We start from the raw sequence: 20,107 nt of genomic DNA on the forward strand, positions 1-20,107 counted from the left end.
ATAAAAAAGCCTGCATTGAAACTGCACCTCAAGATTGTCAGGTGACAATTGAGGTGCAGTTTTTTCTTACGGCTGCATCCGCCGTATCACGGAAAACATACGGCGCAGTGGTTTTTCTTTAAGCATCCTTTAAAATCCTTCCTTTACATCCTTTCAATCAAATTACATAATGATCTATGATATAGGATTCAGAAGGAGAGTGTACGTTATGCAACCCCCAACCGGAAAAACCTGCGTTCCGACCGGTGTGGATCTTAAAAACACCGGTTTTGGATATACGTTGTCATTGATAAGCGGCAAATATAAAATAATCATTCTATATTGGCTGTCTGAACGCGAAGTGATGCGGCATAATGAGCTGAAGCGAAGCATCGGCACCATTTCCTTCAAAACGCTGAGCATCATGTTAAAAGAGTTGGAGGCAGACGGCCTTATTATACGTAAGGAATTTCCCCAAATTCCCCCAAAGGTGGAGTATTCATTATCTGAACGCGGACGTTCTCTCTTACCTTTGTTCAATATGATGTGTGAGTGGGGAGAGAAAAACAGGCTGGGCTGACAGCCTGTTTCAACCGGAATGATTTCCGCAAAACTTAAAGATTGTCAATAAAACGCAAATAATCCCGGGCGCTTTTCTCCAATTCTCCCGCTCCCGGCCCGGTCGCTTCTTCCTCATTTCCGCCGGGCTCATTTTCCTTGCCGTAAAACGCAAAAAATGAACGATAGTCTGCATGACAATATCGGAATGTCGTTTCAAATGGAACTAATATTTGTTCAAGCGTATAGCGGTACCTTCCGTTTTCACCATAATCTTCTTCTTTAATTCCGGCGGATACACCTAATGCCACTTTACGATTTTTTAATCGATCACCTCCATTTGAACCATAAGCCCATCCGTAAGCCAATACATCATCAAGCCATTTTTTAAGAAGAGGCGGACAGTTAAACCAATAGATAGGGAATTGAAAAACAAGATTGCCGTGCGCTTCCACCAATTTTTGTTCTTTTTCCGCGTCAATGTTTCCATCCGGATATACGTCGGACAATTCGTGAACCGTATACTTTTCCGGATATTTTTTGAGCTCCTCTACCCAGCGCTTATTGATAACTGATGTTTCTAAACTTGGATGTGCAACGATAATCAGTGTTTTCAAAAATTTTCCTCCTTCGGCATGTTTTCATCTTGATTATAAAGTTCACACTGCGAATTTGTAAGTATGCACTTTTGGTTCAGGTACTTACGTAAAGGTAAGTATCAGTTGTCATCAAACGGTCCGATTTTGCCTGTCCAAAATCCTCTGGCATGAAAAATGCACTTTTTTAATATAATGTTACAAAGCTCTGCTGCCTAAGGAATTTGACGATCCAAAAAGGGGGTCACTTTATGAATTTTGAACTAACCAGAGAACAGCAAATGGTTCGCGAACTCGCCAGAGATTTTGCGAAACAGGAAATTGCACCGCATGCCGAACATGTTGACAGGACGGGAGAATTTCCGGTTGAGACATTTAAAAAAATGGGGGAGCTCGGCCTCTTGGGGATTCCGTTTCCGGAATGCTACGGCGGGTCAGGCGGGGATACGATTTCCTATGCGCTTAGCGTCGAAGAAATCGGCAAAGCGTGCGGGAGCACCGGTCTAAGCTATGCTGCGGCTGTATCGCTCGGGGCTGCACCGGTTTATTATTTCGGCACCGAAGAACAAAAACAAGAATATCTCGTGCCACTTGCGACGGGCCGGGCGCTCGGAGCGTTCGGGCTGACCGAACCGAATGCAGGATCAGATGCGGGCGGCACCCGGACAAAAGCCCGCTCGGAAGGGGACAGCTATGTGATCAGCGGGGAGAAATGCTGGATAACCAATGCCGGATATGCCCGGACCGTCATCGTCACCGCCGTCACCGGAAAAGATGACAACGGAAAAAACATCATCTCCGCCATCATCGTTCCGACAGATTCGGAAGGCTTCACCATTAATAGCGAATATGACAAAATGGGTGTCCGCGGCTCCAATACATCGCAGCTCATCTTGGACAATGTCCGCGTTCCAAAACAAAATCTGTTGGGAAGCCCGGAAAAAGGGTTTAAACAGTTTCTCAATACACTTGACGGGGGCAGAATTTCGATCGCCGCGCTGGCCGTCGGTATCGCTCAAGGCGCATTTGAGGCCGCGCTTGCATACGCACACGAACGAAAACAATTCGGCCGGCCCATCTCCTATTTCCAGGCGATTCAGTTCAAGCTTGCCGACATGGCCATGGAAATTGAGCTTGCCCGCAATATGGTGCTGAAGGCCGCCTGGCTGAAAGATCAAGGCCGGCCGTTTACAAAGGAAGCGGCTTTCGCCAAGCTTTATGCCTCAGAGATGGCGTTCAGGGCATGTAATCAGTCCATTCAAATACACGGAGGATACGGGTATATGAAAGAGTACGGAGTCGAGCGGATGCTGCGGGATGCCAAATTAATGGAAATTGGTGAAGGAACTTCAGAAATTCAACGGCTCGTCATCGCAAGGCAGCTCGGCATAGGCAAACAAGCGGCGAATTGAAAACGCTTTCCGGGAGAAGGGAGGGACAACGTTGGCAGAGCTGCTCCATTTGACTATCGGAAAATTGTTGGAGAAAACCGCGGCAAACGCACCTGATCACGAGGCTGTCGTCTATCCGGATCGCCGCCTCCGTTATACGTACCGGCAATTTGACCAGTTGTGCAGAAAAGTCGCAAAAGGACTGATGGCGCTCGGTATTGAAAAAGGTGAACATGTCGCAATTTGGGCTTCCAATACTCCGGAATGGCTCACCGCCCAGTTTGCCTCGGCAAAAACGGGCGCGGTGCTTGTCACAGTCAACACGAACTATCAATTATCAGAGCTTGAATATGTGCTGAAACAGTCAGATGCCACAACACTCATTTTAATGGAATCATACCGGGGCACTTCTTACATTGATATCCTTTACAAACTGATTCCTGAATTGAAGGAGTCGGAACCGGGTAAGCTCGCATCTGAAAGACTGCCTTTCTTAAAAAATATTATTTTGATGGGAGATAAAAGGCATCCCGGCATGTACCTTTGGGATGACATATTAAAGCTCTCCGGTTCGGTAAGCGAAAAAGCGCTTGATCACAGGATGGAACGACTCAAAGAGCATGATGTCATCAATATGCAATATACATCAGGTACGACAGGCTTTCCAAAAGGCGTGATGCTCACTCATTCCAATTTGGCAAACAACGCGGCAAATATTGCGGAATGCATGAATTTATCGAGAAAAGACAGAATGTGCATCCCCGTACCCTTTTTTCACTGCTTTGGATGCGTGCTGGGAACTCTCGCTTGCGTCACCGCCGGTGCGACGATGGTGCCGGTGCAAGAATTCAATCCAAAAGGAGTGCTTTCTGCTGTCGAAACGGAAAAATGCACGGCGCTGCACGGTGTACCGACCATGTTCATTGCCGAACTGAATGATCAAGATTTTGCATCATATGACTTGTCTTCTTTAAGAACGGGTATCATGGCCGGTTCAAACTGTCCGATTGAAGTTATGAAAAAAGTGATCAATAACATGGGGATGTCTGAAATAACGATTGCATACGGACAGACAGAAGCATCACCGGTCATTACCCAGACGAGGGTCAACGATTCGCTCAAAAGAAGGGTCGAAACCGTAGGGCGCGCCTTGCCGAATGTTGAAGTCAAAATAACTGAACCGGGCACAAATCAGGAGGTTGCAAGAGGCGTTCAAGGCGAGCTGTGCACACGCGGCTACCATGTCATGAAAGGCTATTACAAAAATTCTGAGGACACGGCAGCGGTGATTGATGAGGACGGATTTTTGCATACAGGTGATTTAGCCGTAATGGATGAAGAAGGCTACTGCCGGATTACCGGGAGATTAAAAGACATGATCATCCGAGGCGGAGAAAACATATACCCGCGGGAAATAGAAGAGTTTTTATACAAGCATCCCAACATTCTCGACGTCCAAATTGTCGGTGTGCCTGACGAAACATTCGGTGAAGAGATATCGGCCTGGATCAAACTGAAAAGCGGAGCATCCATGACAGCTGACGAATTAAAAGAATACTGCAAAGGTAAAATCGCCCGTTATAAGATTCCGCGCTATATCGCATTTGTCGAAGAGTTCCCGATGACGGCATCAGGAAAAGTGCAGAAATTTAAATTAAGGGAGCAAGCGCTTGAACATTTTCAATTGTAATTTTCCCTTGCAAGTGCGACGAACTAAAATGAGGGACTCTTTTGTTTAACGGATCATCCGCACATGTAAACGGATGCCGTGTAGCCTAAAGCTTTTGAAAGTGAAGCAAAACTGTATCTTAATTGGTTAAGGTACAGTTTTTTTATGAGGTTTTTCAAAAACACGTGAGATGATATTTTTCACGAATAAATGATAACAATTTATTTCCATTTCTGCTCAGAGTGCGTTGAATTCCAGCTCTGTTTTTTGAATAAAATGGTATAAACATCGTGATATTTTCTCCGCTTTAGAGCTTTTCTTATGTTATGAGCAGTAAAGACAAGAATTTTGCAGATGAGATAAAATAACCATTTTCTAAAAAATTATTGAATTTATTGTAAACATTGTTGTATTTTATCGAATTTGTATTACAATGATTCTCATACGTATTGATTTAGCCATATATTGTCATATAACCTGTAATTATTTTACTTTTTTATTCTCTTATATTTGAAATGGAGGGGTTCCATTGAACACAACCTACACTTTGACCCATGCTCAAAGAAGAGTATGGTTTACCGAGCTGCTCGATCCGGGTACAAGTATCTGCAATCTTGCAGCCTGTGTCAAATTCAGGGGCGCTATTGACCTTGATGTGCTGCGGCGGGCTTTGGACTTTTCAGTTTCCCGGCATGATTCACTTCATTTTCAGCTGACAGAAGGGAAAGGGGAAGAGCCTGATCTTTATCTCGCTGCACATCGCCCGCTTTCCATAGAGACCATTGATTTGACAAAGGCCGGCAAGTCCGAACGGAATAAGTGGATTGACGATCAGACTTCGATTCCGTTTAAGCTGTTTCATTCACCGCTTTATCAATTCACCCTGCTGGCGATTTCGAGTAAAGAAGTTTGGCTCTATGCAAAATTCCACCATATCATAATGGACGGTATTTCTCTTAATCTGCTAGGCAATCAACTGATAGAGATGTATCAAAAAATGATTCGGAATGAACCCTTACCTCAACATCATGAACCTTCCTATCTCACCTATATCGAAAAAGAGAAGCAATACTTGCAATCTTCCCGGTTTGAAAAAGACCGCTTATTTTGGACAAACACCTACCACACCATTCCAGAACATTTCCCACTAACAGAAAAAGCCTTGCCTCAACAACAAAGCACCGCCGCTTTAAGAGAAACCCTGACTCTTTCACATCCCTTGGCAGAATCAATCCGACACTTTTGCGAAAAGCATCAAATCAGCATTCTTTCTCTGTTTATGGCTTCGTTTTACATATGCATCAGCAGAATGACATCCAGCAAGGATATTGTGATTGGGACCTATTACGGTAACCGCGCCTCCAGGCTGGAAAAAGACATGCTCGGTATGTTTGTGAGCACACTGCCAATCAGAATGGAAGTTGATCCGGATTGTGATGTTCTTTCATTTGTCACAAGCATCGGGAAAGAACAGCTTTCAGTCATGCGTCATCAAAAATATCCCTACAATCTGCTGATGAACGAATTAAGGCATCAGCATGGTGATCTGCAAAATTTAATTGTCACTTCCATACAGTATCAGCCGCTTCAATGGCAACAAGCAGATGGCTTTGAATATGAAACGGCCATGTATTTCAGCGGGCGCACTGCAAATCAGCTGTCTGTTTCAATTAAAGAGCGCCTTGATACCGGTATCATACAGTTAAATTTTGATTATCAAACCGCTATGTTTACTGATCATGACATCAAACGGATTCAATCCCATCTTTTAACCGTTTTGGAGAAGGCACTTGAGAAGCCGGACCAGCCGATTAAAAACATCGATATGGTAGAGTCCAACGAAAAGGAACGGATTTTGTCTGCTTTTAACCAAACAGATTCCGTCAAACCTTTGGCGCCGACGCTGCATGGTTTTTTCACCCGCCGCGCGGCGCTGTCGCCGAACTTGCCGGCGGTTCGTTTTTCCGGCGGTATCTTAACGTACCGAGAGCTTGATCAGTATACCAATCAACTTGCTGTCCGGTTGAAGAAAAAAGGCGTCGCCAAAGAAAGTGTCGTCGGCGTGCTCGCCGACCGTTCACCGGAGATGGTGATCGCGGTGCTGGCTGTTTTGAAAGCCGGCGGCGCTTACGTGCCGCTTGATCCAGACTATCCTGAAGAACGGCTCAGATATATGCTCGCTGACAGTGGCGCCCGGCTTCTCGTCACAGGGCCGGGTTTGTCCGTCTCCGGATTTTCCGGGGAAACGCTTGAAGTCAATCTGTCATCACTTCGAACGGAACCAGCGGAGAACGAACCGGTTTGCGCTCATACGGATGGCGGCTCACTCGCCTATGTCATCTATACATCCGGTTCAACCGGGACACCGAAGGGCGTCGCGGTTGAGCACCGACAGGCTGCCGCCTTTTTGTCCGGGATGCAGCGCCAGTTCCCATTAACTGAAGATGATGTCATTGTGCTCAAGTCATCGTTTTCATTTGATGCTTCGATCTGGCAGTTGTTTTGGTGGATGATTCCCGGCGCCTCCATGTATTTGCTTCCGCAGGGCTGGGAGAAGGATCCCGCTTTAATGACAGAAGCCTTCACAAACGAAGGAGTGACGACGGCGCATTTTATCCCGGCGATGGCCAACAGCTTTTTAGACCAGGTCGAGATGGAAACAGAGGAGAAAAGGACAAGCCTTGCGAAAACCTTGAAACACGTATTCGCCGGAGGTGAAGCGCTCGCTCCCCAGACAGCCGCCCGATTTGCCCGGTCTTTGCCGGAGACTGCGGTCATTCACGGCTACGGGCCGACAGAAGCTACGGTGGATGCCGCATTTTTTCGGTACGACCATGAAAAAGACAGGGAACGGATGCGGCTTCCGATCGGAAAACCTGTACCGGGAGCCCGTCTTTATATTTTAGACAGTGAGAAAGCTGTCCAGCCCATAGGGGTGGCCGGAGAACTGTATATCGCAGGCGCGGGTGTCGCAAGGGGCTATTTGAACCGTCCGGAGCTGACAGAAGAACGGTTTCTCGATGACCCGTTTTATCGAGGGGAACGCATGTATCAAACGGGCGATCTGGCGAGATGGCTCCCGGATGGAACCGTTGAATGGCTGGGCCGCATGGACGGCCAAGTGAAAATCCGCGGCTACCGAATCGAACCGGGAGAAGTCGAAGCGGCGCTTCGCCAGATCGACGGCGTGCGGGAAGCGGCGGTTGTCGCCCGGACAGAAGGGGAGGAAACCGAGCTTTACGCCTATATTGAAGGTCAGGATCAAAAGACCGCAAGGACAGAACTAGGCAAACGCCTGCCGGCCTATATGATGCCTTCATCATTCATCGAGATGCGTGACTGGCCTGTCACACCGAGCGGAAAGCTTGACCGCAAGGCGCTGCCCGCTCCCGACGGAGCGGCTGAACGACGCGCTTACACCGCGCCGCGAACCATCACGGAAATGAAGCTCGCCAAGCTTTGGGAAGAGGTGCTGAAATACGGCCCTGCCGGCACTCGCGACCACTTTTTCGAACAAGGCGGCCACTCGCTGAAAGCGACAGCGCTTGTCTCCCGCATTGCCAAAGCCTTTGGCGTGCAAGTGCCGCTGAAGGAGATCTTTGCCAAGCCGACACTGGAAGAGCTCGCCGCCGTGATTCATGAATTGGATGAGAGCCCATATGCGGCGATTGAACCGGCGGAAATACAGGACACCTACCCGGTGTCCTCGGCGCAAAAGCGGATGTATGTCCTTCAGCAGCTGGAAGACGGCGGTGTCGGCTACAATATGCCGGCGGCGCTTAAGCTGACAGGACCGCTCGACCGCGCCCGGCTTGATGAAGTATTCAGGCAGCTGATCCGCCGCCACGAATCGCTCAGGACGTCGTTTGAAACCGGGGCAGACGGCGAGCCTGTCCAGCGCATCCATGATGATGTCCCGTTTCAGCTGATGGAGTTGGCGGCGGCTGAAGACTTTGTCCGTCCGTTCCGGCTTCAAGAAGCGCCGCTTTTCCGCGCCGCTCTTGTGAAGGAAGCAGAGGAGAGCCATCTGTTGTTGGTGGACATGCATCACATCATTTCCGACGGGGTGTCTGTCGGCACCTTAATCCGCGAATTCAGCGAGCTGTACGCCAGCCGGACGCTTCACCCGCTGCGGATTCAATATAAAGACTACGCCGTCTGGCAACAGGCATTCAAACAAGGGGAGGCGTACAACAGACAGGAAGCCTATTGGCTGAAGCAGCTCGACGGAGAGCTGCCGGTGCTTGAGCTTCCGGCCGACAACGCCCGCCCGGCGGTACGAAGCTTTGCGGGTGATACAGTGTCCCGCACGCTTGATGCGAAAACAACAGCCGGCCTTTACAAGATCGCCCGCGACAACGGCTGCACCCTGTATATGGTTCTTCTCGCCGCGTACAGCACGCTTCTTGCCCGGCTCAGCGGACAGGAGGATATCATCATCGGTTCGCCGATCGCCGGAAGGCCGCACAAAGACTTAGAACCTGTCATCGGCATGTTTGTCAACACATTGGCGATCAGAACGCATCCGGCAGAAAACAAATGTTTCAGCAATTTCTTAAGGGAGGTCCGCGAAACGGCGCTTGAAGCGTTCGAACATCAGGATTATCCGTTTGAGGAGCTTGTCGACCGGCTTGATGTCGTCCGTGATATGAGTCGCAATCCGTTGTTTGACGCCATGTTTATTTTGCAAAACATGGAACAGCACGATATGCAATTAGCCGGCCTTCAAGTCAATCGCGTTCAAACATTTGCCCATCAAGTATCTATTTTTGACCTTACATTGACCGCTTGCGAATCTAACGGGAATATCCGTCTCGACATGGAATTCAGCACCGATCTTTTCTTAAAAACAACCATCGAGCGCTGGATGAAACATTTGCTTGTACTTTTGCGCCATATCGTCCATCAGCCCGAGACAGATCTTGCACGCTTCAATCTTCTGAACGATGAAGATCAATACCAAATTCTTGTTGAATTTAATCACAAACACCTTCAACTTCCAGAACGAACAGCAGTGTTTCACGAACTGTTTGAAGAAACAACAGCGAATAATCCTCAGCAAATCGCAGTCATTGAGGGCTCGAAACAGATCAGCTATCACCAATTGAATGGTCGCGCCAATCGACTGGCGCGGACGCTTCAAACAGCCGGAATCGGTCCTGGAAAACGAGTTGCGATTTTGGCCAATCGTTCGATTGAAGCCATCATAGGTGTTTTGGCCGTGCTGAAAGCGGGAGGAGCGTATATCCCGATAGATTCCCATTATCCAGAAGAAAGAATTCGGTTTTTATTAAAAGACAGCGAAGCATCTGCGCTGCTGGCCCAGGCTGAATATATAGATATCGCTTCACTTTTGACAGATGGCAGTATGCCTTGCATCCATCTTGACCATGAACATAATGGCCTGCACGAGGAAAATATAGTTTCAACAGCAACTCCAAAAGATACTGCCTATGTCATCTATACTTCGGGAACAACAGGAGCGCCAAAAGGAGTTGAAGTCAGACATCGCAATTTCACACATGCAGCGCTTGCTTGGCGAAGCATCTATGAGCTTGACCGCACACCGGCGAGAGTGCTGCAAATGGCCAGTTTCTCGTTTGATGTCTTTTCAGGAGACATAGCCCGGGCATTCTTAAACGGGGGAACGCTTGTGATTTGCCCGGATGATGTCCGAATTGAGCCCGAACTGTTATGTAAGCTGATGAATCAACAGCAGATTACATTAATGGAATCGACACCAGCCCTGGTTGTTCCCTTTATGGAATATGTTTACCGGCGGAAATATCGATTACCGAGCCTAAAGGTGCTGATTCTGGGCTCAGATATTGTCAGTGCACAGGATTTTTACACATTAAATGAACGATTCGGAAAAGAGATGCGGATCATCAACAGCTACGGTGTAACAGAGGCGACCATTGATTCAAGCTATTATGAAATCACGATGAGTAAAGAGCGCTATCACGATTTTGTACCGATCGGCATTCCGCTCCCAAATGTACAAATGTATGTTCTCAACAAGAACAAACAAGTTCAGCCCATCGGCGTCCCGGGAGAACTTTTTATTGGGGGGGAAGGCGTGGCCAAAGGCTATTGGCGAAAAGCTGAATTGACAAAAGCCAAATTCAGCGATCCTTTAGCGCAAGGTCGGCCGCTGTATCAAACCGGAGATCAGGCCTGCTGGCTTCCTGACGGCACCCTCCGTCTTTATGGGCGTCTTGATCAACAAGTCAAAATAAAGGGCTACAGAATTGAGCTCGAAGAAATAGAAAATGCGCTTTTGAAGAACGAGCATGTCAAAGAAGCGGCAGTCGCCATTCAAAAAGATATTGAAGGGAAAACCTATTTGGCGGCATACGTCGTTCCTAAAGAAGCAGACATCATCGATCTGCGTTTAGATTTGGCAAAAAGGCTTCCGGCTTACATGATTCCAGCTCATTTTGTCGGTTTAGAGAAAATGCCGCTTACATTTAACGGCAAATTGAATAAAGACGCTTTGCCTGCTGCACATGTTCAGAGCTTGGAAACTTACCATGCCCCGCAAAATGAAAAACAAGCATTGCTATGCCGGATTTGGGAGGATGTGCTCCATGTACGGCAAGCAGGCATCACCGACTCTTTCTTTCAGCTGGGGGGAGACTCCATAAAAGCGCTGCAAGTGTCGGCTCGTCTTGCCGCTGAAGGATGGGATATGACGATTCGGGATTTATTTCAATTTCCGACCATTGAAGAACTGGCGAGTCACCTGACTCCGACCGTATCAATTGCCGATCAGGGACCTGTTGAAGGGAATGCCAGTCTAACACCTGTACAGCAAAGGTTTTTTGCCTATCCTGGCGCCTTTGAACATCATTACAATCAAGCAGTCATGCTCACAAGTGAAAAAAGATTGGACGAGACTGCACTGCGCCGGGCCGTATCCGCTTTAATCAAGCATCATGACGCCTTGCGGATGATGTTTAAAAAAGACGATAACGGACGCATCCTTCAATATAATCGCGGAATCAGTCAAACGGATGAGGATGGATTCAGCTTTAAGACCATAGACCTCGCCGATGAGACGCAGATTGCCGAACGCATAGAAGCGGAGGAAAAACGAATACAGCGGGCAATGCGTTTGGACGAAGGACTCCTTTGTCACATTGGATTGTTCAGATTGCGGGATGCAGACCATCTGCTGATCGCCATTCATCATCTGATTGTGGATGGTGTGTCATGGAGAATTTTGCTTGAAGATTTACAAACAGCTTATCAGCAAGCTTTAGCAGACAGAAAAATTAAATTGCCGCAGAAAAGCGATTCTTACGTAACATATGCAAACAGGCTGCATCCATTGTCAACAAGCAACGAACTGCTTGAGGAAGCGGCATATTGGGAGCATGCGATATCTTTTGAAACGACCGCATTACCAAAAGACGGTCACAGGAATGCGGACAGGCTGCAAAAAACGGCACTCACCGCTTCGCGCTTGTTAAGCGTGAAACTGACAAACCAGCTGCTGTTTCAGACAAAACAGGCATACGGCACAGAGGTGAATGAACTGATGCTGGCGGCCTTGGGAATAGCGCTTGCCAATTGGACGAAACGTGAGCATTTCCTTGTCAGTGTTGAGGGACATGGCAGGGAAGGACATGTTCCGGACATTGATATTTCCAGAACTGTAGGATGGTTCACCTCGATATATCCGGTTCTTCTGGACATGAGTGTACCGGACAATTCAAGCGAAAAAACCGCTTGCCGTATAAAAAACGTGAAAGACATGATGAGACGCGTGCCGAACCAAGGAACCGGATACGGGCTTTTGCAATCGTCTGGACGTATTCAGCACCGTGAACCTGAAATCTGCTTTAACTATCTCGGACAGTTCGACGGTCTCGAAGGAATGATGCGGATGTCTCCTTATCAGCCGCGCCACAACATTGCAGAAGAGCGGCCGAGAGAATTTGATTTGGACATCAATGCCATGGTCGTCAATCAGCGGCTTGATATTCAAACTGTCTATACCGACGTCTTTTCCAGGCGTACGATTGAAACATTTATGGATGGCTTCTATGACCGCCTTTGTGAGGTCATTGAGCATTGTTCCGCCAAGAAACAACGAGAAAAAACATTGAGCGATTACAGCAATAAACAATTGACTTCCGCTTCATTCGAAAGTATTGCCAATCTCGTAAAAGAACTTTAATTTCGCCGGAAAGGTGTGTGGCATTCATGGCGCAAGAGACAGAGATTCAAGATATTTATCCATTGTCGTATATGCAGGAAGGAATGCTGTTTCATTCACTGCTTCACCCCGATTCAAACGCCTATATTGAACAAATTTCCTTCACCATCAGCGGTGATTTGTGTCTGGATTCATTTCAGAAGAGTCTGGATCTATTGATTGAACGTTACGACATTTTCAGAACGATTTATATAAAAGAGGTGCCTGATCTGGACGGGCCGCAGCAAGTCGTTCTATCACACCGAAAAGTAGCTGTTCAGACGGAGGATATTTCTGCCTTGACGGCTGAACAACAGAATACGTTGATAAATAGCCGCAAACAAGCAGATCGGCTTCAACGGTTCGATCTGCAAAAAGGTCCATTAATGCGGCTGACCCTTTATCAAACAGGAGAAAAACGGCATACATGCGTATGGACCCACCACCACATCATGATGGATGGATGGAGCTTAGGTATTGTGCTGCAAGATTTTTTCCATATGTACTACGCTCTAAGAAACAGCCGGCCTTTCCGCCTTGGGAAGCCGGCGCCTTACAGCACATACATGACTTGGCTTCGCGGTCAGAATAGAGAAAAAACAGCTGCCTTCTGGTCCGATTATTTGGAAGGGTACGGGGAGTCTGTCTCTGTCCCCGGTTCAAAAAGCAAAACAACAGAAGGCGGTTATACACCGAGACACCTTCAATACTCACTCAAGCCGGAAACGGTTGAAAAACTTTCCGATTTAGCAAGGCGATTGGGCGTGACGTTAAACACGTTGTTTACAAGTATATGGGGCTTGCTTCTGCACCGCTACAACGCGACTGATGACGCTGTATTCGGCGCAGTTGTTTCAGGGAGGCCTTCCGCCATTGACGGAATCGAATCAATGGCCGGACTGTTCATTAACACGGTGCCTGTCCGGATTCGCTCTTCCGCGGGTATGTCATTTTCTTCACTCGCCAAACAAGTGCAAAAAGACATCCTGACTTGTGAAGATCACGGCTATTATCCGCTCTATGAGATTCAAAACGAGAGCGGCTTAAACAAAGACCTGGTCAATCATATCCTTGTATTTGAAAATTATCCCGTCCAAATGCAGAAAGAGGTTAACGGCTGGGAAGAATCGGAGGAAAACGCTCTTCATCTTGATCATTTTTCCACGTCAGAGGAAACCAATTACGACTTGAATATTGTCATTGTTCCCGGTGAGACCTTTTACATAAAATTCAGCTATAACGCCGAGGTCTATGATCAAACCGACATACTTCGGCTTCAAGGGCATGTAAAAGAAGTGATCGATTGTATACTATCAGATCCCGATCAATTGATCACAAGCATTGATCCCGTGCCACTCGCTGAAAAAAAACTGATTCATTCCTTTCACGGCAAACAGCGAACTTATCCGGATCAAACAGTTTATGAGCTGTTTGAAGAGCAGGCCGCCAAAACACCGAAACAAGAGGCGCTCAGATTCAATGAAACAAGCTGGAGCTACCGTGAATTAGATGAGCGAGCTAATCAAATCGCTCGTGCGCTAAGGAAAGAAGGCGCAGGTCCAAATCAAGTTGCAGCTGTTATGCTGCGCCGCTCAAAAGAAACTGTCGCAGCTCTTCTCGGCATCTGGAAATCGGGCAGTGCGTATATGCCGCTTGATCCGGATCATCCGCCTGAGCGGCTCTCGTTTCTCTTACGCGACAGTCAAGCCAAATGGCTCGTTACGCAACAAGAACTGCTCCCTTTTATCCCTGCGGATTACAAAGGGAAGATTGTCACAATTGAAGATACAGACGCGGAACCAAAAGCCGCTCTTTCAGCACAGTCACACAGCGAAAATTGGGCCTACATCATTTATACATCAGGGACAACGGGGCAGCCCAAAGGGGTGCTCGTCAGCCACAGAAGCATTTCCAATACATTGCAATGGAGACGGGAAGAATACAGGATGACAGACCGAGATATCGCGCTCCATCTCTTTTCATATGTGTTTGACGGGTCAATAACAGGTCTGTTCACACCGCTTCTGTCAGGCTCCTGCGTCTTGCTGACCGATGAAGATGATGCAAAAGATGTCGTGGCTATGAAACAGCTTATCGCCCAACACGGCGTCAGCCATCTGCTCTTCGTTCCTTCCTTATACCGCGTACTGCTGGAGACCTTGACAAAAACAGACGCGGAAACACTCCGGGCTGTGACATTCGCCGGGGAAGCCGTGACACCTGATTTAATCACCGTAAGCCGCGAGATTTGCAGCAACGCCGAACTGATAAACGAATACGGACCGACAGAAAACAGCGTGTCAACGACGGTGCTGCGGAATCTTCAGAAAAGCGAGCGATTGACAATCGGACGGCCGGTTGATAATACATCTGTCTATATTATGCACGGGAACCTCCTTCAGCCGATCGGTGCTGTCGGTGAATTATGCATTTCAGGAAAAGGCCTTGCTGAAGGGTACTTTCAGCAAAAGGAATTGACAGATCAAGCCTTTACCGCCCATCCCTTTCATGAAGGAGAACGGCTGTACAGGACAGGGGATAAGGCGCGCTTTTTGCCGGATGGAACGATCGAATACCTTGGACGCCTGGATCACCAAGTAAAAGTCAGAGGATTCAGAATAGAACTAGGAGAAATTGAATCCGCACTTCGCGGTATTTCCGGGGTAAAAGACGCGGCGGCACTCGTACGCACCACAGCAGATGGAGAACAGGAGCTTGCGGCTTATGTTGTGTTGCAAAAGGAAACAGAGCGCTTGGACCTGCATAGAGCCCTTGCCGGGAAATTGCCGGCCTATATGATGCCTGACAGCTTTACAATACTGCCCAAAATGCCGCTTACAACGAGCGGAAAGCTGGATCGCTCCGGTCTCCCGGAACCGGCACATTCAGGCGGGACAGACGTCATGCCGAAAGCGCCCCGCACTTTGCTGGAAACAGAGCTTATGTCGATTTGGCAAGACGTGTTGAAGCGGGAGCGGATTAGCATACATGATGATTTCTTTCAATTGGGCGGTCAATCTCTTAAAGCGGCGGCGCTTGTCTCAAAAATCTATCAGCGGCTTAATGTTCAGCTGCCGATTCGCGAAGTCTTTTCATATCCGACGATTGCCAGCATGGCTCCTGCAATAGAACGGGTCAAAAGTGAGACCCGTCCGGAGATAAAACCGGCGCCGGAAAAAAATCTGTATCCTTTGTCTTTCGCGCAAAAAAGGCTCTATGCCCTGCATCAGCTGGCAAAAGACAGTACAAGCTACAACATGCCCGCTTGCTTGGAACTCTGCGGAACACTGAACCGAAAGCGATTGAAAGAAACTTTTGCATCATTAATCGACAGACATGAAGCGCTGCGCACTTCGTTTGTTTTACAGGACGGGGAGCCGATGCAAAAAGTCGTATCATCTGCCGAAGTGAAGTGGACAGAGTTGCACATCCAATCCGAGAAATCGCTCAATGAAGTGTTGGAATCGTTCGTTCAGCCGTTTGATCTTGAAAGAGCTCCGCTGATCAGAGTCTGTTTAGCCGCGTTGAACAAAGACCGGCATTTCTTCCTGCTTGATATGCATCATCTCATTGCTGACGGAATGTCAATGAGCACGTTTATTCGTGAATTCACGGCCATTTACAGCGGGAAAGAGCTGCCTCCATTGACACTGCAATATAAAGATTTCGCTGTATGGCAAAATGAACAGTTTTCAGCCGGGGCATTCGGCAGCCAAAAACAGTACTGGCTGGAAGTGCTGAAGGGGACGTTGCCGGTGCTGGACTTGCCGCTTGATCAAAAACGGCCGCTTCTCCCCGATTTTAGCGGAGACACTTTGACCACGCATATTGACAGGGAAACAGGGGCAAAGCTGCGCCAGTTAATGGATGAGACCGGTTCAACGTTATATATGGTGTTGCTGGCTGGCTTCTCAGTCTTTCTTTCTAAACTGAGCGGCCAAGAGGATATTGTCATCGGTTCGCCGGCACATGGCCGAGAACGCGCAGAACTTGATGGCGTGATCGGGATGTTCGTGAATACAATGGCGATGCGAAGTAAGCCTGAAGGGAATAAAACAGTCCGTACATATTTGAAAGAGATCAAAACACTGACACTTGAGGCTGTTGACAACCAATATTATCCGTTTGAGGAGCTCGTCCAACACCTTGACGCCCCACGAGAAGTGAACCGCAACCCGCTTTTTGACGCTATGCTGGTGCTTGAAAACAGCGATGATTTCAAGGTGGAATTACCGGAACTGACGCTTTTATCACATAAACTGCCGCATCACTCGTCAAAGTTTGATTTGACTTTGCATGCCGAAGAACAAGATGACGGTACGATCAGCTGTCATTTTGAGTACAGTACCGCCTTATTTGAAAAGGCAACGGTCGCGCGCTGGTCTGATCATTTTAAAGCGCTAATCGGCAGCATGTCGGCCAATCACGACATGAAACTGTCCGACATGCAAATGCTGACTCCGAAAGAACAAAACATGCTGATCAATGCTGCAGGAGAAACGGCTGAATACCCGAGACAAGAGAACATCGCGAGTCTATTTGAAAAACAGGCAATGGCCGCTCCGGATCAAATAGCCGCCGTGATCGATGATCGGCAGCTGTCTTACCGGGAACTTGATGAAAAGGCTGAACGGACAGCTGCTGTGTTGAATGAACATGGTGTCGGTTCAGGGCAAGTGGTCGGTTTAATGACAGACCGTTCACTCGATATGCTGGTTGGGATTCTCGGCATCTTAAAAGCGGGAGGCGCCTATTTGCCGATCGACCCTGATTATCCAGCTGAACGGATCCGCTTTATGCTGAATGACAGCGGGGCCAAACTGCTGCTTACTCAATCCGGACAACAATGGGAAGAACCTATAGACATACCTGTTTTATATATTGACGAGGCAGAAAAAGCCGCAGCGAAAAGGCGGCGCCAGCCGATATCAGCCGAACAGCCGGCATATGTGATCTACACATCAGGAACAACAGGAAAGCCAAAAGGTGTAGTGATTGAACACCGCAATGTGGTCAGCCTGATCAAACATGACGAGCTGCCTTTTTCATTCGGATCCCGGGACGTCTGGACACTGTTCCATTCCTATTGTTTCGACTTCTCGGTTTGGGAAATATTCGGCGCTCTTTTACACGGCGGAAAAATTGTCATTGTCCCGAAAGAAACCGCCCGCGATCCCCATGTCTACCGGCGGCTTTTACAAAAAGAAGGCGTGACTGTGCTAAACCAGACGCCTACAGCTTTTCACGGGCTTATCGATGAAGAATTAAGGCATTCGGACCGCTTACAGCTCCGCTATGTCATCTTCGGGGGAGAAGCCCTGCAGCCCGGGATGCTGATGAACTGGATTGAGAAGTATCCAGAAACGGATCTCATCAATATGTACGGCATTACCGAAATAACGGTGCACGCCACGTATAAAAAGCTGACTCGAACCGATATGAAACACAATAAAAGCAATATCGGAAAACCTCTGGCAACCCTACAAGCCTATGTCGCGGACGCCTATATGAACCTGCAGCCTGTCGGTGTGCCGGGAGAACTGTATATCGCAGGCGCCGGAGTCGCAAGAGGCTATATCAACAGAGAAGAGCTGACCGCTTCCCGATTCATCACAAATCCATATGTCGGAGGTCAGCGCCTGTATCGTACGGGAGACATCGTCAAAAGGATGCCAAACGGCGAGCTGGAATATGTCGGCAGAAAAGATGCGCAAGTGAAGATCAGAGGATACCGGATTGAGTTGGGAGAAATCAGAAGCGCCCTTCAAGAACTGCCTCCAATCAAGGAAGCAGCAGTCATAACAAGAAATGACAAAGACGGACAGCAATCGATCTATGGATATGCGGTAACGGCGCAAAGCCTAAATGAAGCAGAGATTCGTACATCTCTCAGAACGCTCCTCCCGGAATACATGATACCCGCGCGGATCATACAGGTTGACGAACTGCCGCTGACAGCTAACGGCAAGCTCGACGAAAATGCGCTGCCAGAACCGGCGGCCAATCAGGGCGCAGGTGAAGATATAAGCCCAAGAAACGATATTGAACAGATGATGGCTGAGATTTGGGAAGAGCTCTTAGGAATGGAGGGGCTCGGTGTGAACGCCCATTTCTTTCACCTTGGCGGAGATTCTATTAAAGCGCTGCAAGTATGCGCAAGGCTAAAGCAGCGAGGCTATGAAACAACGGTTCGTGAGCTGTTTAAACATCAGACGCTTGGCGAGCTGTCAAAGCGGGTAACGAAAGTCCGGCGCGAGATTGATCAAGCGCCCGTCAACGGCGAAGTGCCGCTGACGCCTGTACAGCACTGGTTTTTCTCACAATCTTTGTCACACGATCACTTTCATCAATCTGTCATGCTGCACAGTTCCGCGCGATTTGATGAAACAGCTCTGCAAAAAACGCTCGCCCATATCGTGGTCCATCATGACGCATTGCGGATGGTATGCGGATATCAAGACGGAGTTTTAACACAGTACAACAGAGCCGAAGAGCTTGCCAAAGAGGAGCTGTTTTCGTTTGAACTGCTTGATGTAAGAGAAGCAGGATCATTAGCTCAAGAGCATGTGATGATTGAAAGGGCCGCGGAACATATTCAGAAATCGATTCAGCTTCAGACAGGGCCGCTTGTTGCAGCCGGCGTTTTTCGCGGATCGGACGGCGATCATTTGCTGCTTGTAATTCATCACCTTGTCATCGACGGAGTATCATGGCGCATCCTCTTCGAAGATTTAACCGCCGGATACAAACAGGCCCTGGCGGGAAAAGAAATCGTGCTTCCGGAAAAGACAGATTCCTATCAAACCTATGCCAAGCGGCTGACTGATTACGCAACAAGCCGACAGCTATTACGGGAAATAGATTACTGGACTGAAAGGGAAAAAACAAGAGTTGAACCGCTTCCGAAAGATGCCGAAACCATTACGAATCTGCTGCAAGATACAGACACCATAGACATTCGGCTGACAAAACAAGAAACAGAGCGTCTGTTAACGGCTGTAAACAAGCCGTATACGACAGATACAAATGACATATTACTCGCCGCGTTAGGTCTTGCGCTTCACAAATGGACCGGCAATGATCGATTCAAAATCAGCTTGGAAGGCCATGGAAGAGAAGCGCATTTGGAGGATATCGATATCAGCCGGACGGTCGGCTGGTTTACCTCGATTTATCCTGTTTTACTCGATGCAAGCCTTCCGGAGTCCGCAGATGATCATGAGCGTTTCGGCTACCACATCAAGCGGACAAAAGACATGCTGCGCCGTATTCCGTATAAGGGCGTTGGCTACGGGGTGCTGAAATACATCGGCGGCATGTGGGAACCTGAAGATTTCCAGCGTCCCGACATCAGCTTTAACTATTTGGGACAGTTTGACGAAGATATCAAGTCGAGCGGATTTCGCGTTTCTCCCGTCAAAGCGGGGCATGAGATCAGTCCGGATTGGGAGCGGCCTCATCTTCTCGATATCAGCGGCGCCGTATCTTCAGAATGTCTCGTCATGCACTTTGTCTACAACCGGCTTCAATATGAGAAAGAAACAGTACAAGCTCTGGCAGACCATGTTCAATTTTTTCTCAAAACGATCATCAAGCATTGCACAGAGAAAGAAAACCATGAAAAAAGTGCAACAGACTTCACTGATGAAGATTTAACTTTGGAGGAACTAAGCGACATTATGGGAGCTGTCAATAAATTATAGAAAAGGGG

At 48.1% G+C, this 20,107-nt stretch carries 6 protein-coding genes; 5 read left to right on the forward strand and 1 reads right to left on the reverse strand.

Going from position 1 to position 20,107, the window contains the following annotated elements:
- The first annotated feature begins 208 nt into the window (after nucleotides 1–208).
- Entirely contained in the window at nucleotides 209–559 is a 351-nt protein-coding gene (locus M1D90_RS11225; protein ID WP_020451706.1) for a winged helix-turn-helix transcriptional regulator, read from the forward strand.
- A 34-nt stretch (nucleotides 560–593) separates the two neighbouring features.
- Here the strand turns inward: M1D90_RS11225 and M1D90_RS11230 are convergent, their stop codons facing one another.
- Complete coding sequence (locus tag M1D90_RS11230) at nucleotides 594–1,154, reverse strand: NAD(P)H-dependent oxidoreductase (protein ID WP_020451705.1); 561 nt, start codon at nucleotides 1,152–1,154, stop codon at nucleotides 594–596.
- Between the two features lie 230 nt (nucleotides 1,155–1,384).
- On the opposite strand from M1D90_RS11230, the gene M1D90_RS11235 reads away from it, so the two are divergent.
- The 4 genes from M1D90_RS11235 to M1D90_RS11250 all read left to right on the forward strand — a co-directional run bounded on the left by M1D90_RS11235 (nucleotide 1,385) and on the right by M1D90_RS11250 (nucleotide 20,099).
- A complete protein-coding gene (locus M1D90_RS11235; protein WP_456282773.1) occupies nucleotides 1,385–2,545 on the forward strand; it encodes an acyl-CoA dehydrogenase family protein in 1,161 nt (386 codons plus the stop codon).
- A 31-nt stretch (nucleotides 2,546–2,576) separates the two neighbouring features.
- A complete protein-coding gene (locus tag M1D90_RS11240) occupies nucleotides 2,577–4,214 on the forward strand; it encodes an AMP-binding protein (protein ID WP_023855750.1) in 1,638 nt (545 codons plus the stop codon).
- A 508-nt stretch (nucleotides 4,215–4,722) separates the two neighbouring features.
- Nucleotides 4,723–12,378: an amino acid adenylation domain-containing protein gene (locus M1D90_RS11245; protein WP_456282774.1), complete on the forward strand. Its 7,656-nt coding sequence runs from the start codon at nucleotides 4,723–4,725 to the stop codon at nucleotides 12,376–12,378.
- Nucleotides 12,379–12,404: 26 nt separating this feature from the next.
- Nucleotides 12,405–20,099, forward strand: a complete 7,695-nt coding sequence (locus tag M1D90_RS11250) for an amino acid adenylation domain-containing protein (protein ID WP_456282775.1) — start codon at nucleotides 12,405–12,407, stop codon at nucleotides 20,097–20,099.
- Nucleotides 20,100–20,107: the final 8 nt, after the last annotated feature.

This window comes from Bacillus sp. JZ34 (genome assembly GCF_053903205.1).

What these genes read in the sequence shown, in the direction of transcription:
- M1D90_RS11225 (WP_020451706.1), top strand. Translation starts at nt 209, where the DNA reads ATGCAACCCCCAACCGGAAAAACCTGCGTTCCGACCGGTGTGGATCTT.
- M1D90_RS11235 (WP_456282773.1), top strand. Translation starts at nt 1,385, where the DNA reads ATGAATTTTGAACTAACCAGAGAACAGCAAATGGTTCGCGAACTCGCC.
- M1D90_RS11250 (WP_456282775.1), top strand. Translation starts at nt 12,405, where the DNA reads ATGGCGCAAGAGACAGAGATTCAAGATATTTATCCATTGTCGTATATG.